Source organism: Gordonia sp. AC31 (genome assembly GCF_031844505.1).
In the GTDB taxonomy this organism is placed as follows: Bacteria; Actinomycetota; Actinomycetes; order Mycobacteriales; family Mycobacteriaceae; genus Gordonia; species Gordonia hongkongensis.
This window is the reverse complement of sequence record NZ_JAUZVK010000004.1, coordinates 226,300-252,450: the sequence shown is the minus strand read 5'-3', so window position 1 is coordinate 252,450 and position 26,151 is coordinate 226,300. Positions and strand designations below refer to the sequence as shown.

Below are 26,151 nucleotides of genomic sequence, written 5' to 3'. Positions count from 1 at the left end.
CACAGAACACACGACAACACTCGAAGGAGTTACCATGCCCAGCACCACCGCCACCGTCGGCTCCGCAGTCGGACTGCACGCCCGCCCCGCCACGATCATCGCCGAGGCGGTCGCCGAGACCGGCAGCCCGGTGACGCTGGGCCTCGAGGGCGGTGACCCGGTGGACGCGGGGTCGGCGCTGATGATCATGACGCTCGGGGCCGAGAAGGGCACCCGCGTGGTCGTGACGGCCGACGACCAGGCCGCGCTCGACACCATCGTCGGTCTCGTCGAGAAGGATCTCGACGCCGACTAGGTCCGTACAGCCGACTGGGTCCGTACAGCCGGCGAAGCGCTCACATCCGGAGGTCCGCGATCTCGCCCGCGAAAGCGGCCGGGACGCGGACCTTCATCGTGGTGCCGGTCTCGGTGTGCTCCGACGAGATGACCTCGCCCTCGCTGTGGACGCGAGACACGACATCACCCCGGTCGAACGGCACCTCGATGGTCATCTCGACGTCCTCGCGACCGACGAACTCGCGCACCCGCCCGAAGAGTTCGGGCAGTCCCTCACCGGTTCGGGCGGAGATGAACACCGCATCCGGACCGAGCGCGCCACGCAACTCGGTGAGGCGGTTGCCGTCGATGGCGTCGATCTTGTTGATGACCAACAACTCCGGCGGCGCGGTGACGCCCTCTTCGGCGACGATCTCGTTGATGACCTGACGGACGGCCGAGATCTGCTCCATCGGGAAGGCGTCCGCACCGTCCACGACGTGCAGAAGCAGATCGGCGTCGACGACCTCCTCGAGCGTCGACCGGAACGCCTCGACGAGCTGGGTCGGCAGATGCCGGACGAACCCGACCGTATCGGTGAAGACGACCGCGCGGCCGTCGTCGAGCGTCGCCCGCCTGGTGGTGGGATCCAGGGTCGCGAACAACGCGTCCTGCACGAGGACACCGGCGCCGGTCATCGCGTTGACCAGGCTGGACTTGCCCGCGTTGGTGTAGCCGGCGACGGTGATCGTCGGGATCGAACCGCTCTTGCGCGCAGCACGTTTGGTGTTCCGCGCCTTCTTCATGCCACGGATCTCGCGCCGCAGCTTGGCCATCCGCTCCCGAATGCGGCGACGGTCGGTCTCGATCTTGGTCTCACCGGGACCGCGCAGGCCCACACCGCCGTTGCTGCCCGCCCGGCCACCGGCCTGCCGGGACATCGATTCACCCCAGCCGCGCAGACGCGGGAGCATGTACTCCATCTGCGCGAGGGAGACCTGCGCCTTGCCCTCGCGAGAGGTCGCGTGCTGGGCGAAGATGTCGAGGATCAGCGCGGTGCGGTCGATGACCTTCACCTTCACCACCTTCTCCAGCGCATTGAGCTGGGCGGGCGTGAGCTCACCGTCGCAGACGACGGTGTCGGCGCCGGTCGCGAGGACGATCTCGCGTAATTCCTCGGCCTTGCCACTGCCGATGTAGGTGGCGGGATCGGGTTTGGAGCGACGCTGGATCACCGCGTCCAGGATCTGGGAACCGGCTGTCTCGGCGAGGGCGGCCAGCTCGGTCATGTTGGCCTTCGCGGCAGCCGCGCTGCCCTCGGTCCACACGCCGACCAGGACCACGCGTTCGAGTCGTAGCTGCCGGTACTCGACCTCGGTGACGTCGGTGAGTTCGGTGGAGAGTCCCGCGATGCGCTGCAGTGAGGCGCGCTCGGACAGCTGGAGTTCGCCGGTGGTGGGACCCGCGGTGTCGCGGATCCCGAGATCGGCCGCGGACATGATCTGTGCTTCTGATTCGGTCATACGGGAACCATGGTCTCACGACCGTCCAGGACCGAGCACGCGAATATCGAGCTCAGCGCTCCCAGCCGGGCCGCAGCACCCCGTCGGCGACCAGCATCGACGGCCCGCGCAGGGTCGAGCCATCGGGACGGATCGTCACGGTGACCTCACCGCCGGGGATGCCGATGCGCAGCTCGCCGGTGTCCGCGCCGCGGGCGTCGAGAGCGGCGCGCGTCGCCGCGACCAGGCCGGTTCCGCAGCTGCGCGTCTCCCCGACGCCCCGCTCGAACACCCTCATCCGCGCGGTCAGGCCGCCGTCGGGGCCTTCCACGGGTGGGGTCAGCAGCTCGACGTTCGCGCCGTGCGGGAAGTCGGCGGCCTCGATGATCACGCCGGCGGAGAAGTCGACCGCGTCGAGGTCGGCCGCGGTCATGTCCGCGACGACGCACGCCAGGTGGGGGTTCCCCACGTCGACCATCGCACCGGGGTAGATGTCGTCACCGATGCGGACCACCGACGACCCGTCGATCCGCGCCGGACCCATCTCCACCGTGACCTCGGCGTGCACGGCGTCGAAGGAGTGGATGGTGACGCCGCGGGCACCCGCACGGGAACCGACGGAGAACGTGTCGGTGTCGACGAGTCCCGACGCCCGGACGTAGTGGGCGAAGACGCGTACCCCGTTGCCGCACATCTCCGCGATCGAACCGTCGCCGTTGCGGTAATCCATGAACCAGTCGTCGGCCGACACGTCGTTGGGCAGGGCGTCGAGGACACCGGCCGCGACGAGGGCGCCCGAGCGGGCGACGCGCAGCAATCCGTCGGCGCCGATCCCCCGTTGCCGGTCGCACAGCGCCGCGACCGTAGCGGCGTCGAGCGCGATCTCGGCGTCGGGGTCGGCGAGGACCACGAAGTCGTTCTGGGTGCCATGACCCTTGACGAAGTGCAGGCCGTCGCTCGCACTGCTCTGCGGGGCGGAAGTCACGGATCACAGCCTACGGGGAAGGCGCGTCGACGATGCGCAGCGCTCGGTCGAGCAGATCGGGTGCGGCGGCGTCGAGCCACTGCGCCCGGTGATCGCGGCGGAACCACGAGCGCTGCCGACGGACATAACGCCGGGTGCCGATGAAGGTCAGCTCCTCGGCCTGCGCGAGGTCGTACTCGCCGTCGAGCGCCGCGAGGACCTGTTTGTAACCGATCGCCTGCGACGCGGTGCGTCCCTCTCGCAGGCCGCGGGAACAGAGGTCCTCCACCTCGTCGACGAGGCCCTGCTCGAACATCGCTCTCGTCCGACGGCGGATCCGGTCGTCGAGTTCCTCGGTGTCCCGGTCGAGGGCGAGGATGATCGTGCCCCAGCGCGGTTCGCCGATGGTGGGCTGCGACGCGGCGAAGGGTGCACCGGTCAGCTCGACCACCTCCAGCGCCCGCACGATGCGGCGACCGTCGGTGGCCAGGATGGTCGACGCCGCGGCCGGGTCGACCTCCGCGAGCAGCCGGTGCATCTCGCCCACTCCGCGCTCGTCGAGCAGGTCCTCGTAACGCCGGCGGACCTGCGGGTCGGTGGGCGGGAACTGCCAGCCGTCGAGGAGTCCCTGGACGTACATCATCGATCCCCCGACGATCACCGGGACCCGACCCGCGGCGCGCAACCGGTCGACGTCGGCCCGCGCGGCCTGCTGATAGCGCGCGACGGTCGCCACCTCGGTCACGTCGAGCACGTCGAGCTGGTGATGCGGGATGCCGCGGCGTTCGTCGGGCGGGAGCTTGGCCGTCCCGACGTCCATGCCGCGGTACTGCTGCATGGCGTCGATGTTGACGATCTCGCCGCCGAGCCGTTCGGCGAGGTCGAGGGCCAGATCGGACTTGCCGCCGGCAGTGGGTCCGACAACAGCGATCGGGGTGGGCGGCGCGGTCATCGGGCGTGCTCGCCGTCGTTGACGGTCCAGGTCGCGACCACGTAACCCACGCCGAAGGGCGCGTCGGCGAAGTCGGGTACCGCCCGGACCGACCGGTCGCCGACGAGGCCGGCCGCCACCTGCCACGCGACCCGGCCGCCGACGCCCTCGGCATCGCACTTCGCAGGGTCGAGTGCCATCAGCGTGTCCGTGTCCGCCGATCCGAGCGCGGCCACGATCGCGTCGTTCAGCGCCACCGCCGATTCCCGACGCCCCCCGCCGGGGGCCTTGTCGGTCAGCGCCGTCGACCCGTCGCCCACCACCAGGACCCCGACGGCGTCCGAGCCCTCGTCGAGACGGGCGGCCAGCCGGGTACCCACCGCGACGCACTCCGCGGGCGGCGTGGCGGAACCGACGCTGCACACGCTCAGCGGACCCAGCGACATCCGCTCGGCGATCCACCCGGCGATCAGCGCCGACAGACTCATCCGGGGCAGCGGGTCGGTGACCGCGACATCGGCGATAGCAACATCGGTGATCGCGGAGTCGATCGTGACCGGGACGTCCACGCCGAACCGCGCGAAGGTGCCGCGCAAGGGCTCGCCCACGAGGCCAGCGGTCGACCCGTCGGCGGTTCCGATCGCCACCCAGCGGTCGACGCCGAGCGCGCCCGCGACCGCGTCGAGAGCTGCGCGCCGCACCGGCTCGGTGTCGGAGGCGGCCGGTCCGGCCAACTCGGGGACGAGCAGCGGGGCACTCGGAACGAAGACGACGGCCGCAAGCACACCACGACGCTAGTCGACCACACGAGGCCCGCTCGCTCCGCTCCCGGCGCCGGTGACATTCGGCCCGCTCGCTCCGCTCCCGGCGCCGGTTACCCCGCGCCGCGACCCACCAACTCGGCACGGACGCCACATCGACGGGCCTGAACTGCTTGAATGGAACGGTACTTGTCGGCGATCGCGGGCGTAGGATGCCCGGCGAGAACCGACTCCAGCGACCGGCAGCCGTGACGCGCGGCACCACTGAGCGGCAGGACACGTGCACATGAGCAACCCGACCGAATCGGCTTCCGAACCCCAGCAGGCACCCGCCGGGCAGGACACACCGAAGCCGGGACCCAAGCCGGGACCCCGGCCCAAGCCCGGACCCCGCCCAGGCATCGCGTCCGAACCGGTCGTCACGCATCTCGTCACCGGTGATCCGCACCGCTTCGGTCGTATCGACGAGTCGGGTGTCGTGTGGCTCAAGACCGACGACGGCGAACGCGAGATCGGTTCGTGGCAGGCCGGCACGGTCGAGGAGGGGCTTGCGCACTTCGGACGCCGGTTCGACGACCTCGCCACCGAGGTCGAGATCCTCGAGGAACGGCTCACCGCCCGCTCGGGAGACCCGCGTAAGGCCCAGCAAGCCGCCAAGCACCTGCTCGACGAGTTGCCCAACGCGCATGTGATCGGTGACGTCGCCGCGCTGCAGCGCCGCCTCGAGGCGATCGTCGGCAGCGCCGACGAGGTCGCCGAGACCATCCGCGCCGAGCGCGAGAAGACCCGGTCGGAGGCCATCGCGCGCAAGGAGGTCCTCGCCGCCGAGGCCGAGCAGATCGGCGCCGACGCGACCAACTGGAAGAGCGCGGGCGACCGGCTGCGCGAGATCCTCGACGAGTGGAAGTCCATCAAGGGCGTCGACCGCAAGACCGACGACGCGCTGTGGAAGCGGTACGCCAAAGCGCGCGACGCCTTCAATCGCCGGCGAGGTGCGCACTTCGCCGAACTCGACCGCGAGCGCGCCGGTGCGAAGGAACGCAAGGAAGCACTCATCGCCCGCGCCGAGGAGCTGTCCGGCTCCACCGACTGGGGCCCGACGTCGGCCAAGTTCCGGGAACTGCTCGGTGAGTGGAAGGCGGCCGGCCGCGCCCCGCGGGACACCGACGAGGCCCTCTGGCAGCGGTTCAAGGCCGCACAGGACGTCTTCTTCGGCGCCCGCAACGCGGCGTCGTCGGAACGCGACGCGGAATTCTCCGCGAACGCGACCGCCAAGGTCGCCCTGCTCGATGCCGCCGAGAAGGCCATCGACCCTGCCACCGATCTCGACGCGGCCCGCCGCGAGTTCCGGTCGTTCCGCGATCAGTGGGACGAACTGGGCAAGGTCCCGCGCGATCAGATGCACAGCCTGGAGGCCCGCGCGCGGGCCCTGGAGAAGCGCATCCGCGACGCCGAGGACGCTCAGTGGCAGCGGACCGATCCCGAGGCACTGGCGCGGGCGGCGCAATTCGCCGACCGCGCAGCGCAACTCGAGGACCAGGCGCGCAAGGCGGCCGAACGCGGAAAGGACCGCGACGCCGCAAAGTTGCGCGATCAGGCTGCGCAGTGGCGCGAGTGGGCCGCCGCCGCGGAGAGTGCCGTCACCGACCGCTGAGTCCGGTCGGGGCCCGCCGGATCAGTCCTCGTGCGGGTTCTTGCGGTACAGCGCTGCGGCGTAGGCCTCCTGCTCGGCGGCCTGCCGGCGCCGCTCGTCCTCGAGCGCGAGCTGGTAAGAGCTCCGCGCCCACACGACGCGGGACCAGTGGAACGTGAGCACGAAGACCGCGATCCAGCCCAGCACGAGGCCGATGCCGACGCCCGACGGCGGCTCGACGCCACCGACGCCCGGCGTGTTCCGCGACCACCACGCCAGCATCCCGGCGACGCACGCGATGGCGCACCCGCACAGCGCGATCCACGCCAGGAACCACCGGCGGGTGAGCAGCGCGAGCATGGAGACGACGATGCCGAAGATCGTCACCAGGTAGACGAAGATCCTCGACACGATCGTGACGCGCTCGGCGGCCGCCTCGGGCGTGAAGGTGAGGACCTCGAGCCCGGTGACGGATCCCGTGTGCGGCAACACCATCGACACCATGGCGAGGACGACTGCCACGGCGACGACGACCGCGCGCGCACCCGGGTCGATCTCGCCGGCCACCCGCCGTTCCGCCTTGCGCAGGTCGTTCTCGTACTGCTCGAACGCGGCCTTCTCGGACCCAGAGCTGCCGGACGCCTCGTTGTCGGACGCCGAATTCTCGGACATGGTCATCGCCTCACTTCGTGATGGTGGTCAGCTGCCGCAGCCACTGCCGCAGCCGGCGTCGGCCGGGACGGCGGCGGGGGCACCGAACCCCGGCAGCCCGAGCCCGACGCCGACGGGCGCGGTGGTGGGGGTACGGCTCTGTTCGTGTGCGTCGCCGGCGCGGGTGCGGCGGTGCGCGAGAACGCCGGAATCGGCGATCAGATGGTGTGGTGCCGCTGCGGTGAGCTGCGTGTGCACGACGTCACCCGGGCGGATCCCCGACGCCGTTCCGGGCGCGAAGTGCACCAGGCGGCCGTCCCGGGCGCGGCCGGTCATGCGCTGGGTCTTCGCCGACTTGCGCCCCTCGTCGGCGACCACGAGCAACTCCACCTCGGTCCCGACCAGCGCCTCGTTCTCGGCCAGGCAGATCCGCTCCTGCAGCGCGATGAGACGCCGGTAGCGATCGGCCACGACCTCGGGCGGCACCTGATCGGCCATCGTCGCGGCGGGCGTGCCGGGGCGGGGCGAGTACTGGAAGGTGAACGCGCTCGAGAAGCGGGCGCGCTCGACGACGTCCAGGGTGGCCTGGAAGTCCTCCTCGGTCTCGCCGGGGAAGCCGACGATGATGTCGGTGGTGATCGCCGCATGCGGCATGGCCTCGCGGACCTTGTCGAGGATGCCCAGGAACTTGGTCTGCCGGTAGCTGCGGCGCATCGCGCGCAGGATGCGATCGGACCCCGACTGCAGCGGCATGTGCAGTTGCGGACACACATTCGGCGTCTGGGCCATCGCCTCGATCACGTCGTCGGTGAACTCGGCGGGGTGCGGTGAGGTGAACCGGACGCGTTCGAGCCCCTCGATGTCACCGCAGGCGCGCAGCAGTTCGGCGAAGGCGCCCCGGTTGCGGGGCTGATCGGGATCGGCGAAGGACATCCCGTAGGCGTTCACGTTCTGGCCCAGCAGCGTCACCTCGACGACACCCTGGTCGACGAGGGCCTGTACCTCGGCGAGCACCTCGCCCGGCCGGCGGTCGACCTCCTTGCCGCGCAGCGACGGCACGATGCAGAACGTGCAGGTGTTGTTGCACCCCACCGACACCGACACCCAGCCCGAGTAGGCGGAGTCGCGCTTGGCCGGCAGGGTCGACGGGAACCGCTCGAGCGCGTCGAGGATCTCCACCTGGGCGGCGTCGTTGTGGCGGGCTCGATCGAGCAACGCGGGCAGCGACCCGATGTTGTGTGTGCCGAAGACGACGTCGACCCACGGGGCCCGGGACAGCACCGTGTCCTTGTCCTTCTGCGCGAGGCAGCCGCCGACGGCGATCTGCATGCCGGGCCGGTCGGATTTGACCGGGGCGAGGTGCGACAGGTTGCCGTACAGCTTGTTGTCGGCGTTCTCCCGGATCGCGCAGGTGTTGAAGACGACGAGATCGGCGGGGTCGTCCTCACCCGCGCGCACGTACCCGGCGTCCTCGAGCAGACCGGCGATGCGCTCGGAATCGTGGACGTTCATCTGGCAGCCGTAGGTACGGACCTGATAACTGCGCGCGGCGGGTGCTGCCTGCTCAGGCCGATCCGACAACTCGATACTCACCCCTACGAGGGTACGGGGCGCACGCAAATCGACTCCCACAGGACACCCTGTTCCACGTCGGCCGATAGGGTGCCCCAATGACCGTTTCGCCGAGTAAGTCCGCGGACCCAGGGTCCCAGCCGATGATCGCGATGCGCGGGGTGCAGAAACACTTCGGGTCGTTGCACGTCCTCAAGGACATCGATCTCGAGGTCCCCGCCGGTCAGGTCGTGGTGGTCCTCGGACCGTCGGGCTCGGGCAAGTCCACCCTCTGCCGCACGATCAATCGCCTCGAGCCGATCGACGGCGGCGAGATCCTGGTCGAGGGTCAGGTGCTGCCCGCCGAGGGCAAGGACCTCGCCCGGCTCCGCGCCGACGTCGGAATGGTCTTCCAGTCCTTCAACCTGTTCTCGCACAAGACGATCCTCGAGAATGTCACGCTCGCGCCGATCAAGGTGCGCAAGAAGAGCAAGGACGAGGCCGGCAAGCGCGCCCTCGAACTGCTCGAGCGCGTCGGCATCGCCAGCCAGAAGGACAAGTACCCCGCCCAACTCTCCGGCGGCCAGCAGCAGCGCGTGGCCATCGCCCGGTCGCTGGCGATGAACCCGAAGATCATGTTGTTCGACGAACCGACCTCGGCCCTCGACCCGGAGATGGTCAACGAGGTGCTCGACGTGATGGTGTCCCTCGCGAAAGAGGGCATGACGATGGTGGTCGTCACCCACGAGATGGGCTTCGCGCGCAAGGCCGCCGACCGCATCATCTTCATGTCCGACGGGGCGATCATCGAGGACTCCGATCCGGAGACGTTCTTCAGCAACCCGTCGACCGATCGCGCCCGGGACTTCCTCGGCAAGATCCTGGGGCACTGACATGACACAGCGAACCACCCGCCCGATGCGGACCGCGGGCCTGGTCCTCGCGGTCGGCGCCCTGCTCGCCACCGTGTTGTCCGCCTGCGGCAGCACCGAACCGCGCAACCTGCTCGACTCCATCCGCGAGGGATCGGTCGTGCTGGGCGTCAAGTTCGACCAGCCCGGTCTCGGCCTCTACGAGCCGGACGGCAACGTCGAGGGATTCGACGCCTCGGTGTCGCGCTATGTCGTCAACCACATCGCCGACGACCTCGGTGTCCCCCATCCCGAGGTCACCTGGCGCGAGACCCCCTCGGCGCGCCGCGAGGCGATGATCGACAACGGTGAGGTCGACCTGATCGCGGCCACGTACTCGATCAACGCGGCGCGCTCGAAGAAGGTGTCCTTCGGCGGTCCCTATCTCGTCACGTACCAGGGTCTGATGGTGCGCGCCGACGACAACACGATCGACGAACTCGCCGACCTCGACAAGGGCAAGAAGCTCTGCTCGGTGACCGGCTCGACACCGGCGCAGAACGTCAAGGCACAGCTGCCCGCGGTCCAGTTGCAGGAGTACGACTCCTACTCGGCCTGCGTCGAGGCGCTGCGTCGCGACAAGGTCGACGCGGTGACCACCGACGAGGCGATCCTCGCCGGCTACTCCAACTTCTGGGAGGGCGAGTTCAAGCTCGTCGAGATGACCTACCTCAAGGACGCCTGCGTGAAGGATGCCCTGAAGACCGCGGGCAGTCCGTTCTCCACCGAGCGCTACGGCGTGGGGCTGGCTCTGGACGACACGGCGTCGCAGAACGCCGTCAACACGGCACTCGACGCGATGCTCGCGCCTTCCGTCGACGGCGAGTCGGCCTGGAACGCCGCGCTGCGCGAGGCACTCGGCAATCCCTACGTGGACGAGATCATCGCCCGCGCCGACCGTCCGGACTCGAAGTTCCCCTACCTGCCCGATCCCGGCGACCTCGACTTCCTCGACTCGCCCTCCACACCGTGCCCGCCCGGGCTGCAGTGAGCGACGGAGCTACCGATGAATGACGTCTCTCTGTGGGAGAGCATGGGTCCAGAGCTGTGGCCCGCCTTCTGGGTGACCATCCAGCTGACCTTCTACTCGGCGATCGGCTCGCTGGTGTGGGGCACGATCCTCGCGGCCATGCGGGTCTCCCCCGTGCCGGTGATGCGCGGCTTCGCCGAGGTCTACGTGAACATCGTCCGCAACACGCCGCTGACACTCGTGGTGCTGTTCTGTGCGATCGGCCTGTACCAGAACCTGGGCCTGACCTTCGCGCCGACGATCGAGTCGAACAACTTCTGGCTCGCCGTCCTCGCCTTCGTGCTGTACACCTCGACGTTCGTCTGTGAGACGCTGCGCTCCGGCTTCAACACGGTCCCGCTCGGGCAGGCCGAAGCCGCTCGCTCCCTCGGCCTCTCGTTCACGCAGGTCTTCGGGGTCATCGTGCTGCCACAGGCGATCCGGTCGGTGATCGGTCCGCTGGGCAGCGTCCTGATCGCGCTCACCAAGAACACGACGGTCGCCTCGGTGATCGGCGTCGCCGAGGCGGCGGCTCTGATGAAGACCGAGATCGAGACCTACTCCGACCAGCTGTTCGTCATCTTCGGCGTCATCGCGGCGGGATTCATGATCATCACACTCAGCGAGGGTGCCGTCTTCGGCTACCTCGCCAAGCGACTGGCGGTGAAACGATGAGCGCTGACTCGACCGTCCTCTACGACGCCCCGGGACCACGCGCCCGCACCCGGAACCGCTTGCTGGCGATCGCGTTCATCGCGGTCCTGGCCGCGATCGCGATCTACGTGATCGCCGTCCTCGCCGCCAACGAACAGTTCACCGCCGAGAAGTGGTCGCCGTTCGTCACGTGGAGCACTTGGACCGGCTACATCCTGCCGGGCCTGTGGCGGACCCTCGCGGCCGCGGCGGTCTCGATCGTGCTGTCGTTGTTGCTCGGTGCGGTCCTCGGTATCGGCCGACTCTCCGATCACCTGTGGGTACGCACCATCGCGGGCCTGTTCGTCGAGGTGTTCCGCGCCATCCCGGTGCTGATCCTGATGGTGTTCACCTGGTTCCTGTTCGCGATCTACGGGGTCTTCCCGTCGTCCTTCCTGGCGTTCGCGGCGGTGGTCACCGGACTCACCCTGTACAACGGGTCGGTCATGGCCGAGATCCTGCGATCCGGTATCAACTCACTGCCCAAGGGACAAACCGAGGCGTCGATGGCCCTGGGTCTGCGCAAGAGCCAGATGATGCGCATCATCCTTCTGCCACAGGCGATCACGGCGATGATGCCCGCACTGATCTCGCAGATGGTCGTGGCGCTGAAGGACAGTGCGCTGGGCTACATCATCGGTTACTCCGAGGTGGTCCGCAGCGGCCTGCTCTCGGCGTCGCGCTACGGCAACTACATCCCGGCACTGATCGTCGTGGCCATCATCATGATCCTGATCAACTTCGGGCTCTCGACCTTCGCCACCAGCCTCGAACGCCGGCTCCGGCAGGGGCGCCGGTCGTCCGCACCGCCCGCGGATCCGGAAGAGACCGAACTCGCTGCGTCGGAGAACCTGCCGACCGGCAGGTGACACCCGCACGATCGTCGTGTGGGGGCGCTCAGCCGCTACGCAGCTCGCTGAGCGCCTCCCCCACGACGTCGAACGCCAGGGATTGGGAATAGCCGCGCCGCACCAGCATTCCGACGAGACGTCGCATCGCCTTGTCGCGTTCGGCGCGATCCTCGGCTATCCGGTCGACGACCGAGGGCGTGAGTTTGCGCACGACCAGACCCGACGCGATCTCACGTTCGTCGTCGGGGTCGATGTCGGCGAGGGCCTCGGCGATGATCGACTCGTCGATCCCCTTGGTGCGGAGCTCGTGTCGTAACGCGACGCGCCCCTTACCGGAGTTGAGGTGGCGGGATCGTACCCAATCGGAGGCGAACTCCTCGTCGTCGAGGAGGTTGTGTTGCTCCAGGCGCGCCATCACGTCGTCGACCGCCTCGGGTTCGAAACCCTTGCGCGTCAATCGCTCTCGCATCTCCTGGCGTGAACGCGCACGGACCCCGAGCAGTCGGAGCGCCGAGTCCCATGCGCTGGGTCCCTTACGGTCGGGGTCGTTGTCCCGCCGTGTGCGCGTCTGCCCGGGGTCCGTTGCCTCGCTCACGGTCTACCTGAACTCGCCTTCGATGTCAGAATTCGACTGGGGCGGGGGCGATGTCGTCGGCGTCGACGGTTGCGCCGATGCCCAGCTTCTCTTTGATCTTCTTCTCGATCTCGTCGCGGATGTCGACGTTCTCGAGCAGGAACTTGCGCGCGTTCTCCTTGCCCTGGCCGAGTTGATCGCCCTCGTAGGTGAACCACGAACCGGACTTGCGGATGAAGCCCTCCGCGACACCCATGTCGATCAGCGAGCCCTCCTTGCTGATGCCCTGGCCGTAGAGGATGTCGAACTCGGCCTGCTTGAACGGCGGTGCGACCTTGTTCTTGACGACCTTGACGCGTGTGCGGTTACCGACCGCGTCGGTCCCGTCCTTGAGGGTCTCGATCCGGCGGACGTCGAGGCGCACCGACGAGTAGAACTTCAGCGCCTTTCCGCCCGTGGTGGTCTCGGGCGAACCGAACATGACGCCGATCTTCTCGCGTAGCTGGTTGATGAAGATCGCGGTGGTCTTCGACTGGTTCAGCGCGGAGGTCATCTTCCGCAGGGCCTGGCTCATCAGGCGGGCCTGCAGACCGACGTGGCTGTCGCCCATCTCGCCCTCGATCTCGGCCTTGGGGACCAGCGCGGCCACCGAGTCGATGACCAGGATGTCGAGCGCGCCCGATCGGATCAGCATGTCCGCGATCTCGAGCGCCTGCTCACCGGTGTCGGGCTGGGACACCAGCAGCGCGTCGGTGTCGACGCCGAGTTTGGCGGCGTAGTCGGGATCGAGTGCGTGCTCGGCGTCGATGAACGCGGCGATGCCGCCCTGCGCCTGGGCGTTGGCGACGGCGTGCAGGGCGACGGTCGTCTTACCCGAGGACTCCGGACCGTAGATCTCCACGACGCGGCCGCGGGGCAGTCCGCCGATACCGAGGGCGACGTCGAGCGCGATGGACCCGGTGGGGATGATCTCGATCGGCTGACGGGTCTCCTCGCCGAGCCGCATCACCGAACCCTTGCCGAAGTTCTTGTCGATCTGCGCGAGGGCGAGGTCGAGAGCCTTCTCGCGGTCTTGGGGCGCAGGTGCCATGGGAGTTCTCCTCGGTTGTGAGCCGGATTTCCGGCGGGCGGTCTGTGCGGTCCGGGCGTTCATGTGATGAAAGTAGCCGGTGGGTCCGACAACTCTTCAGACGCAGACTCGGCCCGTGTGGTTCCGTCTGATTTCACCTCTGGGCACCAGGATGGACGAACACCTGTTCGATGGCAAGTGTGACACGCGGTGCGCGTCACCAGCGATGGCGCGGTACGTCGAAGTCGCGACAGATCGCGATCCAGACGTCGCGCGGGTCGACCCCGTCGTCGATCGCCTGGGCACCCGTGCGTCCGCCGACCTCGATCAGGATGTGATCGGACAGGATCGAATCCGCCGACGGCACACCGAATTCGGTGGTCATCAACTCGGTGAACTCGGTCAGACGCACGGGTCCAGCCTAGGTGACGCCGCCAGAACGCGATGCGCGACCGCCACCGGGTCGACGACGTCGGTCACCGACTCCCCGATCGCACCCGCTGCGCGTGCATGTGCCGGATCGTCCAGGACGGCCCGCACGGCGTCGGCAACCGCGTCCGCGGTGACCGGACGCACCGCCTGCCCCGCGCCGGCTCGTCGGATCCGGGCGGCGAGCTCCCACTGGTCACCCCCACCGGGTACCGCGACGACCGGCACCGTCGCGAGCATCGCCTTCGCGAGGATCCCGTGCCCGGAGCCACAGATCAGCAGGTCGGCGTGCGCGAGCACCTCGTCCTGCCGGCCCGGCCCCGCCGTGATCAGTTCCCCGCGGAAGCGGGCGAGATCAGCCCCGTCGGGGTCGCGGAGCCCCGAGACCACCACCCGCACGGTCCGGCCCAGTGTGTCGGGCGACAACGCTTCGAGAGCCTCGCCGAGCATGTCGGCGGCGCCGGTCTGCGCGGTCGACGGGGCGACGACGACGAGGGGGTGATCGCCGGGAGGCACGGTGAAGTGATCGTCGGTGGGCTCCCACACCAGGGGTCCGACGAGATGCGCGTCGGTCGGCCAGTCGGGGCGCGGGACCTCGAGGCCGGGAAGGGTGGCGATGAGTCGCGCCGCCGGTTCCGCGTCGACATCACCCAGCCCGATCGTCCGCCGGGCAGCGTCCCGCTGCCGCACGCCCTGGCGGATCGACGACGCGGTGGCGGCGCGCATCAGCGTGTCGCGCAGCCGACCCCCGACGCCGCGACCCGGTTCGAGCCCGGACCCGATCGGCGGTAGTCCCCGGGACGGCCGGTACAGCGGATGCGGCGACAGCTCGATCCAGGGCAGTCCACACAGTTGAGCGGCCCAGCCCCCGCCCACGGTGATGACGTCGGAGATGACGAGTTGCGACCCGGCCGCACGCAGCGGCCCGACGAGTTGCTGGGCCATGCGCGCGGCGCGGGCACTCAGTTTGGCTCCGGCGTCGGAGTCGTCGTCGGAGTCCTCGGCGCGCAGCCCCGGGAGATCAGCGATGTCGATCCCCCGGCGGCGCGCGGCCTCCGACCATGCGAGGGAGGTGAACACGACCGGTGTGTCACCGGCGGAGCGGAACCGCTCGGCCAGCGCGAAAGCCGGGAAGGCATGCCCGGCGTCGGAGCCCGCGACGATCGCGACGCGCACGGGTTCGTCGTGCACGCGTGCGCGATCTGTCAGTTCTGCTGGGGCGGCTCGGTGGTCGGCGGCGCGGACTGGGTCGCCGGCTTCTGCAGACCCGGTGCGGTCGTCCCGGCGGCGGGCAGCGCGTCACCGCGCATGCTCGCGCGGATCTGTTCGAGACGAGAATGTCCGGCCATCTGCACGCCGGCCTGCTCGACCTCCTGCATGCGGCCCTGCACGGAGTTCTTGGCCAGCTCCGCCGAACCGAGCGCGTTCGCGTAGCGTCGTTCGATCTTGTCGCGGACCTGGTCGAGGCTCGGCGTGTTGCCGGGTACCGACAGCTCGCTCATCTGGTTCAGCGACGCCGAGACCTGCTCCTGCATCTTCGCCTGCTCGAGTTGACTGAGCAGCTTCGAACGCTCGGACAGCTTCTGCTGCAGGATCATCGCGTTGCGCTCGACGGCCTTCTTGGCCTGATCGGCCGCCTGGAGCGACTGGTCGTGCAAGGACTTGAGGTCCTCCACGCTCTGCTCGGCGGTCACCAGCTGGGCCGCGAACGCCTCGGCGGCGTTGGTGTACTCGGTCGCCTTCTGGGTGTCGCCGGCCGCGGCGGCCTGATCGGCCAGCGTCAGCGCCTGGCGGGTGTTCGCCTGCAGCCGCTCGACGTCCTCGAGTTGCCGGTTCAGCTTCATCTCGAGCTGACGCTGGTTGCCGATCACCGAGGCCGCCTGCTGCGAGAGCGCCTGGTGCTGGCGCTGGGCGTCCTCGATCGCCTGCTGGATCTGGACCTTCGGGTCAGCGTGCTCGTCGATCTTCGCGTTGCCGAGTGCTGTGAGGTAGCGCCACAACTTCACGAACGGGTTCGCCATGCTCGTCGTACTCCATTCAGGGGTCTGAGAACTCTGGTGACCAATCTAGCGTCTGCGAGTCCGGTGTTGAGTCGGTGTCGTTCAGACGGTGCGGGTCAGGCAGCCGCGAGAGCCGTGGCCTCCCGGCGGCCGGCGGGAGCCGGGATCACGACCTTGGTCGCGGTCAGTCCGGCCTCGGTGGCTTCGACGCCGTCACCCATCGGCTCGGCGCCGACCACGACGGGTTCGGCACCGGCCGGACGCATTGCGCTGCCGACTTCGAGGAGCAGGTCGGCGATCTCGACGTCGAGCGCGTCGCAGATCGCGGCGAGCAGTTCGCTCGACGCCTCCTTCTGACCGCGTTCGACTTCCGAGAGGTAGCCCAGACTCACCCGCGCACCGGTGGACACCTCGCGCAGGGTCCGGCCCTGCTGCGTCCGGACCCGACGCAGGCTGTCGCCGAGCGCCTCGCGTAAGAGCATCGCCATCGAGTCTCCTCCCTACTGAACGTCTCGGCCCAACTGAACTGCTCGGCGCCCACCGAACCGGCGGCGCGCCTGCTGCCCTACCCAACGCTTCGCGGTCCCGACGGGTTCCCCGCAGCACCGGCGGCGTCGGCACCCACGGTCGGGTCAGCACCGTCTGATCGACGATAGTCGAAGTCAGCGACCGCCGCCGGTTCCTCCCACAGCACGTCCGTGCGGTGCCACCGGCCGGGGTGCGGTCTCATCGCGATCGGACCGGACCTTGACCGCCTGCCAGGTGTAGTCCAGACCCGTGTAGATCGTCACCACCACCGCCAGTCCCATCAGGATGTCGGCGGCGAGCTGCCACGGTCCGCCGAGCGGGAGCAGGTACAGACCGATGGCGAGCGCCTGCAGCAGCGTCTTGAGCTTGCCGCCGCGGCTGGCCGGGATGACCTTGTGCCGCAACACCCAGAAACGCAGCGCCGTCACCCACACCTCGCGGGCGACGATCACCACGGTGACCCACCACGGCAGGATGCCGAGGATCGACAACCCGACGAGGGCACCGCCGATGAGGGCCTTGTCCGCGATGGGGTCGGCCAGCTTCCCGAAGTCGGTGATCAGGCCGCGCTGCCGCGCGATCATCCCGTCGTACCGGTCGGTCAGGGCCGCGACCCCGAAGACGATCGTGGCGATCGTGCGCCACAGCGTCGACTCGCCCGACTCCATGAACAGCGCGACCAGGAACACCGGCACCAGGACGATCCGGAACACCGTGAGTGCATTGGCGATGTTGACCACCGGCACCGGGTCCACCGGGTCGGTGATGTGGTCGGGCCCGCGGCCCGCATTGGCGATGCCGTTCTCTTCGACGGCGCGCCGGATCCGGTCGGTCATGAGCTCGCTCCTGACCGCGGCGTCGTGCCGCAGTTCAGGGCAGTCCTCAAGTACACGCCCATCAGGGTATCGGCAGTCCCGGCGAACGACGTGCACAGGTCGCCCCATCGCAGAGACTAAGCTGAATTCCCATGTCCCCCGCCGATCACGTCGTCATCCGTCGTGCGCGCACCTCCGACGTCCCGCGGATCAAAGAACTGATCGACCAGTACGCCGGGAAAATCCTCCTCGAGAAGAACCTCGTCACGCTCTACGAGTCCGTCCAGGAGTTCTGGGTCGCCGACGTCGACGGCCTGGTCGTCGGTTGTGGTGCGCTGCATGTGCTCTGGGCCGATCTCGGCGAGGTCCGCACGGTCGCCGTCGACAACGCCCACGCCGGGCGCGGCATCGGCCACCTCCTCGTCGACCGGCTCATGGCGGTCGCCCGCGAACTGCAGCTCTCGCGCGTCTTCGTGCTCACGTTCGAGACGGCCTTCTTCGCGCGGCACGGTTTCGCCGAGATCCAGGGCACCCCGGTCACGCGCGAGGTGTTCGAGGAGATGTGCCGGTCCTATGACACCGGCGTCGCAGAGTTTCTCGACCTCAGTTACGTCAAACCCAACACCCTGGGCAACACCCGGATGCTGGCAACCATCGAGCAGGAGTGACCATGCCGTTCTTCGCCGTGCAGTACACCTATCGCCCCGCCAAGGCCGCCCTGCGGGATCAGCACCGGCCTGTGCACCGAGAGTGGCTCGCGGAAGAACATTCGGCGGGCAACGTGCTGATCGCCGGCCCCTATCCCGACGGGTCGGGCGCGCTCATCGTCATCCGCGCAGCCGACCTCGAGGCGGCCGAGGCATTCCTGGCCAACGACCCGTTCCAGGCGCATCAAGCCGTCGACGCCATCCGCATCGACGAGTGGACGCAGGTGTTCGGGCCGTTCCCGGGCTGATGCCACGTCCACCCGTCGGCGACGGGTGGACGTGGACGGGTCAGGAGTCCTTGGACTTCGGTGCCGGGGCGTCGGTCGTGTCGCCGGCGGATTCGACCTCCGGCGACTTCGCCATCCCGCGACTCTTGATCAGGCTGGCCACCGTGGTGATCACCAGGACACCGAGGATCACCGACAGCGACAGCCCGGTCGAGATCTCGGGGACCGCCACGTGCTCGCCACCGTTGATGAACGCCAGGGTGTTCTCGTGCAGGGCGTGGAGGACCAGCTTGACGCCGATGAAGGCCAAGATGATCGACAGGCCGATGGACAGGTACACCAGGCGGTCGAGCAGTCCGCCGATGAGGAAGAACAGCTGACGCAGACCCATCAGGGCGAACGCGTTGGCGGTGAAGACCAGGTAGGGCTCGGACGTGAGGCCGTAGATGGCCGGGATCGAGTCGAGCGCGAACAGTACGTCGGTGAAGCCGATGACGATGAGAACCATCAGCATCGGGGTCGCGAGGCGCTTGCCGTTGACGCGGGTGAACAGCTTGTCGCGGTCGTACGAGTCATGCGTGCGCAGGTAACGCTTGACGAAGCGCTCGAGACGCGTCTCGCGCTCCTCCTCGTGCTCGACCGGGTCGTCGCTCTCGCGGAGCAGCTTGACGGCGGTGAAAATCAGGAACGCGCCGAACAGGTAGAAGACCCAGCTGTAGGCGTTGATGGCGGCCGCACCGACGGCGATGAAGATGCCGCGCATGATGAGGGCCATCAGGATGCCGAGCAGCAGGACCTTCTGCTGGTACTCCTTCGGCACCGCAAACTTCGCCATGATGATGACGAAGACGAACAGGTTGTCCACCGACAGCGCCTTCTCGGTGACGTAACCGGCGAAGTACTCACCGCCGAAGGTCGATCCCCAGTTCCACCAGACGAACAGACCGAAGATGACGGCGAATCCGATGTAGATCGCCGACCAGATGCCCGACTCCTTGAGCGACGGCGCGTGGGGCACCCGCACGTGGGTGAAGAAGTCGAACGCGAACAAGGCGAGGATCACCGCACAGGTGATCAGCCATACGGACAGCGAAACATCCACTTGTAACCTTAAGGCAGCATGAGCTGACGAGCCAGAGGTCTCTCCCACCGAACGGGGGCCGACGCTCCGGGTCAGGGCCGCGACGATGATCGGCATCGTTGCGAATCGTGACCGTATTGACGGAGACGCCGCTTTGGGGATACTCCCCTCATGGATCTCCGGCTACCTTATACAAACCGCAGGAAGCCTGCAGAAACCGCAGGTCAGCAACCCGCGTCAGGTGCCGGAACTGTCCGTTTCGTCGCCGCCGCCGGTGATCGAGGCGATCACCCCCGCCAGATCGTCGGGCTTCACGAGCACCTCACGCGCCTTGGAGCCCTCGCTGGGGCCGACCACTCCCCGCGTCTCCATCAGGTCCATGAGACGGCCGGCCTTGGCGAACCCGACCCGCAGCTTGCGCTGCAGCATCGACGTCGACCCGAACTGGCTCGACACGACCAGTTCGATCGCCTGCAGGAGATCGTCGAGGTCGTTGCCGATGTCGCTGTCGATGTCCTTCTTGTCGCCCGCCTTCGCCGCGGTGACACCCTCGGTGTACTCCGGCTCGGCCTGCTCCTTGGAGAAATCGACGACCGCGGCGATCTCCTCGTCGGTGATGTAGGCACCCTGCATGCGGATCGGCTTGTTGGCGCCCATCGGGAGGAACAGGCCGTCGCCCATGCCGATCAGCTTCTCGGCACCCGGCTGATCCAGGATGACGCGTGAGTCGGTCAGCGACGACGTCGCGAACGCCAGCCGCGACGGCACGTTGGTCTTGATCAGACCGGTGACGACATCGACCGACGGACGCTGCGTCGCGAGCACCAGATGGATGCCGGCGGCGCGCGCCTTCTGGGTGATCCGCACGATCGCGTCCTCGACGTCGCGGGGCGCGGTCATCATCAGGTCGGCGAGCTCGTCGACTATGGCCAAGATGTACGGATACGGCTTGTAGACGCGTTCGCTGCCCAGCGGGGCGGTGATGTCTCCCGACCGGACCTTCGAGTTGAAGTCGTCGATGTGGCGCACCCGCGAGGCCTTCATGTCCTGGTAGCGCTGCTCCATCTCCTCGACGAGCCAGGCGAGTGCGGCAGCGGCCTTCTTCGGTTGCGTGATGATCGGCGTGATGAGGTGCGGGATTCCCTCGTACGGGGTGAGCTCGACCATCTTCGGGTCGATCAGGATCATCCGCACCTGCTCCGGCGTCGCACGGCTGAGCAGCGACACGAGCATCGAATTGACGAAGCTCGACTTGCCCGAGCCGGTCGACCCGGCGACCAGCAGGTGCGGCATCTTCGCCAGGTTGGCGCTGACGAAATCACCCTCGATGTCCTTGCCGAGCCCGATCACCAACGGATGCTTGTCCTTCCGGGTCGACGGCGAATTCAGCACGTCGGCCAGGCGAACCATCTCACGGTCGGAGTTGGGGACCTCGATACCGACCGCGGACTTGCCGGGGATCGGCGCGAGCAGGCGCACGTTGTCCGTTGCCGCGGCGTAGGCGATGTTGCGTTGCAGCGCGGTGATCTTCTCGACCTTCACGCCCGGGCCGAGTTCGATCTCGTATCGCGTGACGGTCGGCCCGCGGGTGTATCCGGTGACCGCGGCGTCGATCTTGAACTGCTCCAGCACGCCGGTCATCCGGTCGATCATGTCGTCGTTGGCGCTGCTGCCCATCTTCGGCGGATCGCCCTCGAGGAGAAGGTCGGCGGGCGGCAGGCGATAGTCCCCGTCCGCGGTGGGATCGGACGGGATGAACGCCTCGTCGTCCGACATCCCCTCGTCCGTCATCTCGTCGTCGAGATCGGGTTCGTGCCGGGGCTCCGGTTCGGGTGCGGGACGCGGCGCGGATCGCGCGGTGGCCCGCCGGGCCGGGGTGGCGCGGGTACGGGGGCTCGGCGCGATCACCTCGGTGACCTGCTGGTCGGCATCCGCGAAGTTCTCGGTGACGGCCTCCTCGAGCGGGGCGACGTCGGCGACGTCGGCGGGCTTGCGCCGCGACGTCCGTCCCGAGGTCCGCGCCGGCGCCGAATCCGGCGGGTAGTTGTCGTACGGGTTCGACGAGTACGGCCGACGCCGGGACCGCGACTCGAGCGCACCGGAGTCCCAGGGATCCGACTCGGCGCTGTCGGTCTCGGTATCGGGGTCGTCGAAATCCGGATCGTCGTAGTTCTCGGCGTCGGCATCCCACTCGTCGTCGTCCCAGGGCGCGTCGTCCGCTCGTCCGACACCCAGCCCGAGGTAACCGGCGGCGGCGTCGACGACCTCGCGGACGGTTCGGCCGCTGAGGATGAGTACGCCGAATGCCATGCACAACAACAGGATCGGCACCGAGACCCACGCGGTGACACCCGCGGTCAACGGTGTGCCCACCGCGAAGCCGACGAACCCGGCCGCGCCGGACCGTCCGGGGAGGTCGACCGGCGCACCGGCGACGAGGTGCATCAGACCGAGCAGCGGAAGGATCACCAGGAACCCACCCGACAGGTAGCGGCCGCGTCGCTCCGGGGCGGCCGGCCGTCGCATCAGGACGACTGCCAGCGCGAGGAGACCGACCGGCACGAGCACGGCCGCCGACCCGATGACCGCGCGGATGAGGGCCTCGATGAAGGCGCCCACCGGACCCGCCGCACCGAACCAGACACTGGCGCCGACGAGCAGACCGAAGGCGAGGAGACCGAGTGCTGTCCCGTCCCGCCGATGGCTGTGACCGCCGGGCCGGGGTCGACCGTTGCCGTCGGGCCCGTCGTCGAACTCCTCGAAGTCCGGGTCGGTGTCGTCGATGTCGTCGAACTCTCCGACGGCTTCGGTGCGCGGTCCGCGGCCGACGCCCGAGCCCGCCCGGGCGGCGCTGCCGACGCCGCGCGCGAACAACGACCATCCGGCACCGATACCCTTGCCCACCGCGGACGCCCCGGCCGCGGCGACGGAACGACGATGCAGGTCCACCGACTCCGCTGGTGCAGCGGACCGGGAACTCTTTCGCGATGCCCCGGCCTTCGACCTCGTCGAGGCACCGGCGCCCGTCTGACGACGCGAGCCACCGCTCTTCGAACCGCCGCTCTTCGAACCGTCACCCGTCGAGCGGCGAGCGGCGGTCGAACTCCCTCGAGCCGAACTCGCCCGCCCCGAACCACCGCGAGCGGATTTACCGCGCGTGGAACCAGCAGCGCCGCGCGCGGAGGACGCGCGTGTACCCGTGCTTGCCTTCGAAGCCATACCGACAGACTAGTGGGCAGCGGTCACATCAGTCACACGGGCAACACAGACAACGGATGCGTGTCGAAGTTGTGATCGCTCAGAGGCCGCGCGAACTCTCGCGGACGCCCGTGATCGCGGCGGCGTCACCGGCGAATGTGACGTCGACCGGTGTACGGCCGAACGCGAACAGCACCAGCTCACCGACACGACCGGTCACGATGACGTCGTCACCCGATCCCGCCGTCACCAGATCCTCGCCGTCCGGGGTGCGCAGGGTCACGCGGGCCGGGACCTTCTTGAGCGTCATCCGGCCCATCGACTTGGCCGGCGTGCGCAACTCCGCCTCGAGTTCGGGGGCCAGCGACCGGGGCGTCCACGGCCCGTCGGGGTCGGCGCCGCCACGCAGGACGTCTTCGTGGTGGACGAACATCTCGGCCAGGTTGGCGAATCGGTCGACCAGCTTGAACGGCGAGTAGACCGGCGGCCCCGAGGCGAGCAACGCCAGTTGGGCATCCCAGTCCTTCGACGTCGCCTGGGCCCGCACCTTCTCGGTGTGGCCGGCGAAAGCCGGGATGAGGATGCCCGGCCCGGTGTCCGGGCGTCGTTCCCGGACCACGAGATGCGCCAACAGATCGCGGGTGGTCCAGCCCTCACACAAGGTGGGCGCGTCGGGGCCCACCTTTCGAAGGGTCTCGACGAGGGCTGCTCTTTCCTTCTGCGCTCCGGTCACACGACCACGGTAGCGACAACGCCGTGGTCTCGTTCCTCGACGCCGGTCAGTCCCCGACCGCGATGACCGTCGGCACGATCATCGGTCGGCGACGATAGGCGGTCGACACCCAGCGTCCCACCGCACGGCGAATCCCCTGGGCGATCCGATGTGTGTCGGAGACACCCTCGGCCGCCAGGGAATCCAGCGTCTGGTTGACGATGTCCGCCGCCTCCTTGAGCGCGTCCGGGTCGTCGGAGAAGCCGCGGCCGGAGACCTCGGGTGTGCTCACCGCACGGCCGGTGGTCACGTCCACGGCGACGGTGATGGCGATGAAGCCGCCCTCCCCCAGCACGAGCCGTTCGGAGAGCGTCGACTCCCCCACGTCGCCGACCGACAGGCCGTCGACGTAGACGTGCCCGACCGGCACCCGTCCGACGATGTCGGCGCGTCCGTCGACGAGGTCGACCACCACGCCGTCCTCGGCGAGGACGACCCGGTCCTCGGGCACACCCGTCGCGACCGCGAGCGCGGCGTTGGCGCGCAGGTGCCGCCATTCGCCGTGCACGGGCATCGCATTCGAGGGGCGCACCGCGTTGTAGAGGTAGAGCAGCTCACCGGCCGAGGCGTGGCCCGAGACGTGGACCTTCGCGCTCTGCTGGGTGATGACGGTGGCGCCGCGCTTGGCCAGCCCGTTGACGACGGCGAACACCGAGTTCTCGTTGCCGGGGATGAGTGAGGACGCCAAGACGACGAGGTCGTCGGCCCGGATGTTGATCTGCCGGTGCTCTCCGCGCGCCATCCGGGAGAGTGCGGACAGCGGCTCGCCCTGTGAGCCGGTCGAGATCAGCACGACACGGTGGTCCGGCAGGCTCGCCGCGGTGTCGAGATCGACGACCACGCCGTCGGGGACCGACAGGTACCCGAGGTCCTGCGCGATCTGCATGTTGCGCACCATCGAGCGGCCGACGAAGGTGACCCGCCGGTTGTGCGTGTGCGCGACGTCGATGATCTGCTGGATGCGGTGGACATGGCTGGCGAACGACGCCACGATGACCCGCTGCTTGGCCTTGCCGATGACCTGGTCGAGAACCCCGCCGATCTGGCGTTCCGGGGTCACGAAGCCGGGCACCTCGGCGTTGGTCGAGTCCACCAGGAAGAGGTCGACGCCCTCGTCGCCGAGGCGGCTGAACCCGGCGAGGTCGGTGAGGCGACCGTCGAGAGGCAGCTGGTCGAGCTTGATGTCGCCGGTGTGCAGCACGACGCCGGCGGGGGTCCGGATCGCGACGGCCAGGGCGTCCGGGATCGAGTGGTTGACCGCGAAGTACTCGCACTCGAACGGGCCGTGCGAGGTCTTCTGACCTTCGACGACCTCGACGAGCTTGGGCCGCAGACGATGCTCGCGGCACTTGGCCTCGACCAGGGCGAGCGTGAACTTCGCGCCGATCACCGGGATGTCACTGCGCAGCCGGAGAAGGAACGGCAGGGCGCCGATGTGGTCCTCGTGGCCGTGGGTCAGGATCACCGCGTCGACGTCGTCCATGCGGTCTTCGATGTAGCGGAAGTCCGGCAGGATCAGGTCGACGCCCGGTTGGGCGTCCTCGGGGAAGAGCACACCGCAGTCGACGATCAGCAGGCGGCCGTCGTACTCGAAGACGGTCATGTTGCGGCCGATCTCGCCGATGCCGCCGAGTGCCACCACGCGCAGACCGCCCTTGGGCAGTCGGCGGGGTGTGCCCAGCCGGTCGACGGGGGCCGGGGTCGCCGGTTCGGGCCGGCGGCCGCCACGGGCGTCGCCGCGCTCGTGGCGGGGGCGACGGGTGTTCGACGCGGGGCTCGCCGGACGCTTGGCCGCGTGCTTCGGCGAGTTCGCGTCGGACTTCGGTTCCGATGATCCGGTCCGCTCGGCTCGCGCGCGCCGGGGTTCCCTTGCCTTCGAGGTCACCTCGACAGGCTCGGCGGACGGGGTGGGCTCGGCGGACGGGGTGGGCTCGGCGGGCGGGGTCGGCTCGGCGGACGGGGAGGCCACTGCGGGGGGCGGACTCGGCGGGCCGGCCTTGCGGGCGGCCGCCCGGCGTCGGGTCCGGGGGCGGACGGTGCCGGTGGTGTCGTTGTCGGCGGTGTCGTTGCCGGTGTGGGGGCCGGTGGTGTCGTTGTCCGCCATCAGAGCAGCACACCCGCCGCACGCAGATCCACGATCAGTTCCTCGATCTGCGCGGGGTTCGCGGGCACCTGCGGCAGGCGCGGGTCGCCGACCTCCAGCCCGAGGATGCGCAGTGCCGCCTTCACCATCGTGACCCCGCCGAGGCGGCCCATGGCGTTGACCAGCGGCAGCATCGAGGTGTTGATCGCGCGGGCGGTCGGCAGATCGCCCTTCTCGACGGCGATCTGCATGTCGCGCAGGCGATCCGGGACAAGGTGGCCGATGACGCTGACATAACCGGTCGCTCCGATCGACAGCCACGGCAGGTTGAGTGCGTCCTCGCCGGACAGGTACTCCAGGCTGGTGCTGGCGATCAGGCCGGCCGCCGAGTGCAGGTCGCCCTTGGCGTCCTTCACCCCGCGGATGTTGGGATGTTCGGCCAGGGCGAGCATCGTCTCGTTCATGATCGGGACCACCGATCGCGGCGGGATGTCGTAGAGCAGCACCGGCAGCGCGGTGGCGTCGGCTACGGTCCGGAAGTGCGCGAGGAGCCCGGCCTGCGGCGGCTTCGAGTAGTAGGGGGTCACCACGAGGAGCGCGTGAGCACCGATCTTCTCGGACTCGATCGCGAACCGGACGCTCTCGGCGGTGTCGTAACTGCCTGCGCCCTGGGTGATCCGGGCCCGATCACCTACCGCGTCGAGGACCACCCGCAGCAACTCGAGCTTCTCCGGCACGGTGGTGGTCGGCGACTCACCGGTGGTGCCGGACACGACCAGCCCGTCACATCCCTTGGCGACCAGGTGGTCGGCGAGGACGGCGGCCTTGTCCAGATCGAGGCTTCCGTCCGGGCGGAAGGGGGTGACCATCGCAACCACGTTCGTCCCGAAGGGATGCTCGTGCAGCGGTTCCTGGACTGCGTTCATGGTGCTCAAGGCTACCGCCTCCCTGTTGGT

26 protein-coding genes are annotated in these 26,151 nt (G+C 68.8%); 8 read left to right on the top strand and 18 right to left on the bottom strand.

Annotated features, from left to right (window positions below; all coding sequences use genetic code 11):
- Window positions 1–34: 34 nt before the first annotated feature.
- Window positions 35–295, top strand: a complete 261-nt coding sequence (locus tag Q9R39_RS07125; RefSeq protein ID WP_058250193.1) for an HPr family phosphocarrier protein — start codon at window positions 35–37, stop codon at window positions 293–295.
- A 40-nt stretch (window positions 296–335) separates the two neighbouring features.
- Here the strand turns inward: Q9R39_RS07125 and hflX are convergent, their stop codons facing one another.
- Genes hflX through Q9R39_RS07105 form a run of 4 tightly spaced genes read right to left on the bottom strand, consistent with a single transcriptional unit; the run spans window position 336 to window position 4,437 of the window.
- Window positions 336–1,778 (bottom strand): GTPase HflX, encoded by a 1,443-nt coding sequence (hflX, locus tag Q9R39_RS07120; RefSeq protein ID WP_277242947.1) that lies wholly within the window; start codon window positions 1,776–1,778, stop codon window positions 336–338.
- A 52-nt stretch (window positions 1,779–1,830) separates the two neighbouring features.
- Window positions 1,831–2,742: a diaminopimelate epimerase gene (gene dapF, locus Q9R39_RS07115; protein ID WP_226513126.1), complete on the bottom strand. Its 912-nt coding sequence runs from the start codon at window positions 2,740–2,742 to the stop codon at window positions 1,831–1,833.
- A 10-nt stretch (window positions 2,743–2,752) separates the two neighbouring features.
- On the bottom strand, window positions 2,753–3,673 hold the full coding sequence (miaA, locus tag Q9R39_RS07110; RefSeq protein ID WP_311277249.1) for a tRNA (adenosine(37)-N6)-dimethylallyltransferase MiaA: 921 nt from the start codon (window positions 3,671–3,673) through the stop codon (window positions 2,753–2,755).
- On the bottom strand, window positions 3,670–4,437 hold the full coding sequence (locus Q9R39_RS07105) for a hypothetical protein (RefSeq protein ID WP_311277248.1): 768 nt from the start codon (window positions 4,435–4,437) through the stop codon (window positions 3,670–3,672). The genes miaA and Q9R39_RS07105 overlap by 4 nt, the downstream gene beginning before the upstream one ends.
- 262 nt (window positions 4,438–4,699) lie before the next feature.
- Here Q9R39_RS07105 and Q9R39_RS07100 point away from each other — a divergent pair, with 262 nt between their 5' ends.
- Entirely contained in the window at window positions 4,700–6,067 is a 1,368-nt protein-coding gene (locus Q9R39_RS07100; RefSeq protein ID WP_311277247.1) for a DUF349 domain-containing protein, read from the top strand.
- Window positions 6,068–6,088: 21 nt separating this feature from the next.
- Here the strand turns inward: Q9R39_RS07100 and Q9R39_RS07095 are convergent, their stop codons facing one another.
- Window positions 6,089–6,724: a hypothetical protein gene (locus Q9R39_RS07095; protein ID WP_374100843.1), complete on the bottom strand. Its 636-nt coding sequence runs from the start codon at window positions 6,722–6,724 to the stop codon at window positions 6,089–6,091.
- 21 nt (window positions 6,725–6,745) lie between these two features.
- A complete protein-coding gene (gene miaB, locus Q9R39_RS07090; protein WP_068969901.1) occupies window positions 6,746–8,278 on the bottom strand; it encodes a tRNA (N6-isopentenyl adenosine(37)-C2)-methylthiotransferase MiaB in 1,533 nt (510 codons plus the stop codon).
- 134 nt (window positions 8,279–8,412) lie between these two features.
- Between miaB and Q9R39_RS07085 the strand changes: the two genes are divergently transcribed.
- The 4 genes from Q9R39_RS07085 to Q9R39_RS07070 are packed head-to-tail and all read left to right on the top strand — an operon-like array spanning window position 8,413 to window position 11,730.
- A complete protein-coding gene (locus Q9R39_RS07085) occupies window positions 8,413–9,141 on the top strand; it encodes an amino acid ABC transporter ATP-binding protein (protein WP_165630857.1) in 729 nt (242 codons plus the stop codon).
- 1 nt (window position 9,142) lies between these two features.
- Window positions 9,143–10,150 (top strand): glutamate ABC transporter substrate-binding protein, encoded by a 1,008-nt coding sequence (locus Q9R39_RS07080; RefSeq protein ID WP_065628923.1) that lies wholly within the window; start codon window positions 9,143–9,145, stop codon window positions 10,148–10,150.
- Between the two features lie 15 nt (window positions 10,151–10,165).
- On the top strand, window positions 10,166–10,843 hold the full coding sequence (locus Q9R39_RS07075) for an amino acid ABC transporter permease (protein WP_058250184.1): 678 nt from the start codon (window positions 10,166–10,168) through the stop codon (window positions 10,841–10,843).
- Complete coding sequence (locus Q9R39_RS07070; RefSeq protein WP_068969884.1) at window positions 10,840–11,730, top strand: amino acid ABC transporter permease; 891 nt, start codon at window positions 10,840–10,842, stop codon at window positions 11,728–11,730. The genes Q9R39_RS07075 and Q9R39_RS07070 overlap by 4 nt, the downstream gene beginning before the upstream one ends.
- Window positions 11,731–11,758: 28 nt before the next feature.
- Here Q9R39_RS07070 and Q9R39_RS07065 read toward each other — a convergent pair whose 3' ends face one another.
- The 7 genes from Q9R39_RS07065 to pgsA all read right to left on the bottom strand — a co-directional run bounded on the left by Q9R39_RS07065 (window position 11,759) and on the right by pgsA (window position 17,148).
- Window positions 11,759–12,307, bottom strand: coding sequence for a regulatory protein RecX (locus tag Q9R39_RS07065; protein WP_159370671.1), 549 nt, complete (start codon window positions 12,305–12,307; stop codon window positions 11,759–11,761).
- 25 nt (window positions 12,308–12,332) lie between these two features.
- Entirely contained in the window at window positions 12,333–13,376 is a 1,044-nt protein-coding gene (gene recA, locus Q9R39_RS07060) for a recombinase RecA (RefSeq protein WP_006866461.1), read from the bottom strand.
- Between the two features lie 196 nt (window positions 13,377–13,572).
- A complete protein-coding gene (locus Q9R39_RS07055) occupies window positions 13,573–13,767 on the bottom strand; it encodes a DUF3046 domain-containing protein (protein WP_058250181.1) in 195 nt (64 codons plus the stop codon).
- Window positions 13,758–14,960 (bottom strand): glycosyltransferase, encoded by a 1,203-nt coding sequence (locus Q9R39_RS07050; RefSeq protein ID WP_159371894.1) that lies wholly within the window; start codon window positions 14,958–14,960, stop codon window positions 13,758–13,760. The genes Q9R39_RS07055 and Q9R39_RS07050 overlap by 10 nt, the downstream gene beginning before the upstream one ends.
- A gap of 29 nt (window positions 14,961–14,989) precedes the next feature.
- Complete coding sequence (gene pspA / locus Q9R39_RS07045; RefSeq protein WP_058250180.1) at window positions 14,990–15,805, bottom strand: phage shock protein PspA; 816 nt, start codon at window positions 15,803–15,805, stop codon at window positions 14,990–14,992.
- 95 nt (window positions 15,806–15,900) lie between these two features.
- Window positions 15,901–16,272, bottom strand: coding sequence for a helix-turn-helix domain-containing protein (locus tag Q9R39_RS07040; protein WP_058250179.1), 372 nt, complete (start codon window positions 16,270–16,272; stop codon window positions 15,901–15,903).
- A 174-nt stretch (window positions 16,273–16,446) separates the two neighbouring features.
- Window positions 16,447–17,148 carry a CDP-diacylglycerol--glycerol-3-phosphate 3-phosphatidyltransferase gene (gene pgsA / locus Q9R39_RS07035; protein WP_058250178.1) on the bottom strand — a complete coding sequence of 234 codons (702 nt, stop codon included), beginning with the start codon at window positions 17,146–17,148 and terminating at the stop codon, window positions 16,447–16,449.
- Window positions 17,149–17,279: 131 nt separating this feature from the next.
- On the opposite strand from pgsA, the gene Q9R39_RS07030 reads away from it, so the two are divergent.
- Together Q9R39_RS07030 and Q9R39_RS07025 are read left to right on the top strand one after the other, a co-directional pair.
- Complete coding sequence (locus Q9R39_RS07030) at window positions 17,280–17,795, top strand: amino-acid N-acetyltransferase (protein ID WP_058250177.1); 516 nt, start codon at window positions 17,280–17,282, stop codon at window positions 17,793–17,795.
- A gap of 2 nt (window positions 17,796–17,797) precedes the next feature.
- Window positions 17,798–18,082 carry a YciI family protein gene (locus tag Q9R39_RS07025; protein WP_058250176.1) on the top strand — a complete coding sequence of 95 codons (285 nt, stop codon included), beginning with the start codon at window positions 17,798–17,800 and terminating at the stop codon, window positions 18,080–18,082.
- A gap of 40 nt (window positions 18,083–18,122) precedes the next feature.
- Here Q9R39_RS07025 and Q9R39_RS07020 read toward each other — a convergent pair whose 3' ends face one another.
- The 5 genes from Q9R39_RS07020 to dapA all read right to left on the bottom strand — a co-directional run bounded on the left by Q9R39_RS07020 (window position 18,123) and on the right by dapA (window position 26,121).
- Window positions 18,123–19,163 (bottom strand): TerC family protein, encoded by a 1,041-nt coding sequence (locus Q9R39_RS07020; protein ID WP_058250175.1) that lies wholly within the window; start codon window positions 19,161–19,163, stop codon window positions 18,123–18,125.
- Between the two features lie 216 nt (window positions 19,164–19,379).
- Window positions 19,380–22,361 carry a DNA translocase FtsK gene (locus tag Q9R39_RS07015; RefSeq protein ID WP_311277246.1) on the bottom strand — a complete coding sequence of 994 codons (2,982 nt, stop codon included), beginning with the start codon at window positions 22,359–22,361 and terminating at the stop codon, window positions 19,380–19,382.
- Between the two features lie 79 nt (window positions 22,362–22,440).
- Entirely contained in the window at window positions 22,441–23,073 is a 633-nt protein-coding gene (locus Q9R39_RS07010; protein WP_058250173.1) for a TIGR03085 family metal-binding protein, read from the bottom strand.
- 46 nt (window positions 23,074–23,119) lie between these two features.
- Entirely contained in the window at window positions 23,120–25,216 is a 2,097-nt protein-coding gene (locus Q9R39_RS07005; protein ID WP_311277245.1) for a ribonuclease J, read from the bottom strand.
- Window positions 25,216–26,121 (bottom strand): 4-hydroxy-tetrahydrodipicolinate synthase, encoded by a 906-nt coding sequence (dapA, locus tag Q9R39_RS07000; protein WP_137808707.1) that lies wholly within the window; start codon window positions 26,119–26,121, stop codon window positions 25,216–25,218. Before dapA ends, Q9R39_RS07005 begins: the two co-directional genes overlap by 1 nt.
- Window positions 26,122–26,151 lie beyond the last annotated feature (30 nt).

Bases quoted from the DNA above. Each gene is read 5' to 3' on its own strand.
- dapA (WP_137808707.1), bottom strand. From the start codon at position 26,121: ATGAACGCAGTCCAGGAACCGCTGCACGAGCATCCCTTCGGGACGAAC.
- Q9R39_RS07095 (WP_374100843.1), bottom strand. From the start codon at position 6,724: ATGACCATGTCCGAGAATTCGGCGTCCGACAACGAGGCGTCCGGCAGC.
- Q9R39_RS07025 (WP_058250176.1), top strand. From the start codon at position 17,798: ATGCCGTTCTTCGCCGTGCAGTACACCTATCGCCCCGCCAAGGCCGCC.
- Q9R39_RS07040 (WP_058250179.1), bottom strand. From the start codon at position 16,272: ATGGCGATGCTCTTACGCGAGGCGCTCGGCGACAGCCTGCGTCGGGTC.
- Q9R39_RS07005 (WP_311277245.1), bottom strand. From the start codon at position 25,216: ATGGCGGACAACGACACCACCGGCCCCCACACCGGCAACGACACCGCC.
- Q9R39_RS07075 (WP_058250184.1), top strand. From the start codon at position 10,166: ATGAATGACGTCTCTCTGTGGGAGAGCATGGGTCCAGAGCTGTGGCCC.
- pspA (WP_058250180.1), bottom strand. From the start codon at position 15,805: ATGGCGAACCCGTTCGTGAAGTTGTGGCGCTACCTCACAGCACTCGGC.
- Q9R39_RS07080 (WP_065628923.1), top strand. From the start codon at position 9,143: ATGACACAGCGAACCACCCGCCCGATGCGGACCGCGGGCCTGGTCCTC.
- Q9R39_RS07125 (WP_058250193.1), top strand. From the start codon at position 35: ATGCCCAGCACCACCGCCACCGTCGGCTCCGCAGTCGGACTGCACGCC.
- pgsA (WP_058250178.1), bottom strand. From the start codon at position 17,148: ATGACCGACCGGATCCGGCGCGCCGTCGAAGAGAACGGCATCGCCAAT.
- hflX (WP_277242947.1), bottom strand. From the start codon at position 1,778: ATGACCGAATCAGAAGCACAGATCATGTCCGCGGCCGATCTCGGGATC.
- Q9R39_RS07030 (WP_058250177.1), top strand. From the start codon at position 17,280: ATGTCCCCCGCCGATCACGTCGTCATCCGTCGTGCGCGCACCTCCGAC.
- recA (WP_006866461.1), bottom strand. From the start codon at position 13,376: ATGGCACCTGCGCCCCAAGACCGCGAGAAGGCTCTCGACCTCGCCCTC.
- Q9R39_RS07100 (WP_311277247.1), top strand. From the start codon at position 4,700: ATGAGCAACCCGACCGAATCGGCTTCCGAACCCCAGCAGGCACCCGCC.
- Q9R39_RS07085 (WP_165630857.1), top strand. From the start codon at position 8,413: ATGATCGCGATGCGCGGGGTGCAGAAACACTTCGGGTCGTTGCACGTC.
- miaA (WP_311277249.1), bottom strand. From the start codon at position 3,673: ATGACCGCGCCGCCCACCCCGATCGCTGTTGTCGGACCCACTGCCGGC.
- Q9R39_RS07015 (WP_311277246.1), bottom strand. From the start codon at position 22,361: ATGGCTTCGAAGGCAAGCACGGGTACACGCGCGTCCTCCGCGCGCGGC.
- Q9R39_RS07070 (WP_068969884.1), top strand. From the start codon at position 10,840: ATGAGCGCTGACTCGACCGTCCTCTACGACGCCCCGGGACCACGCGCC.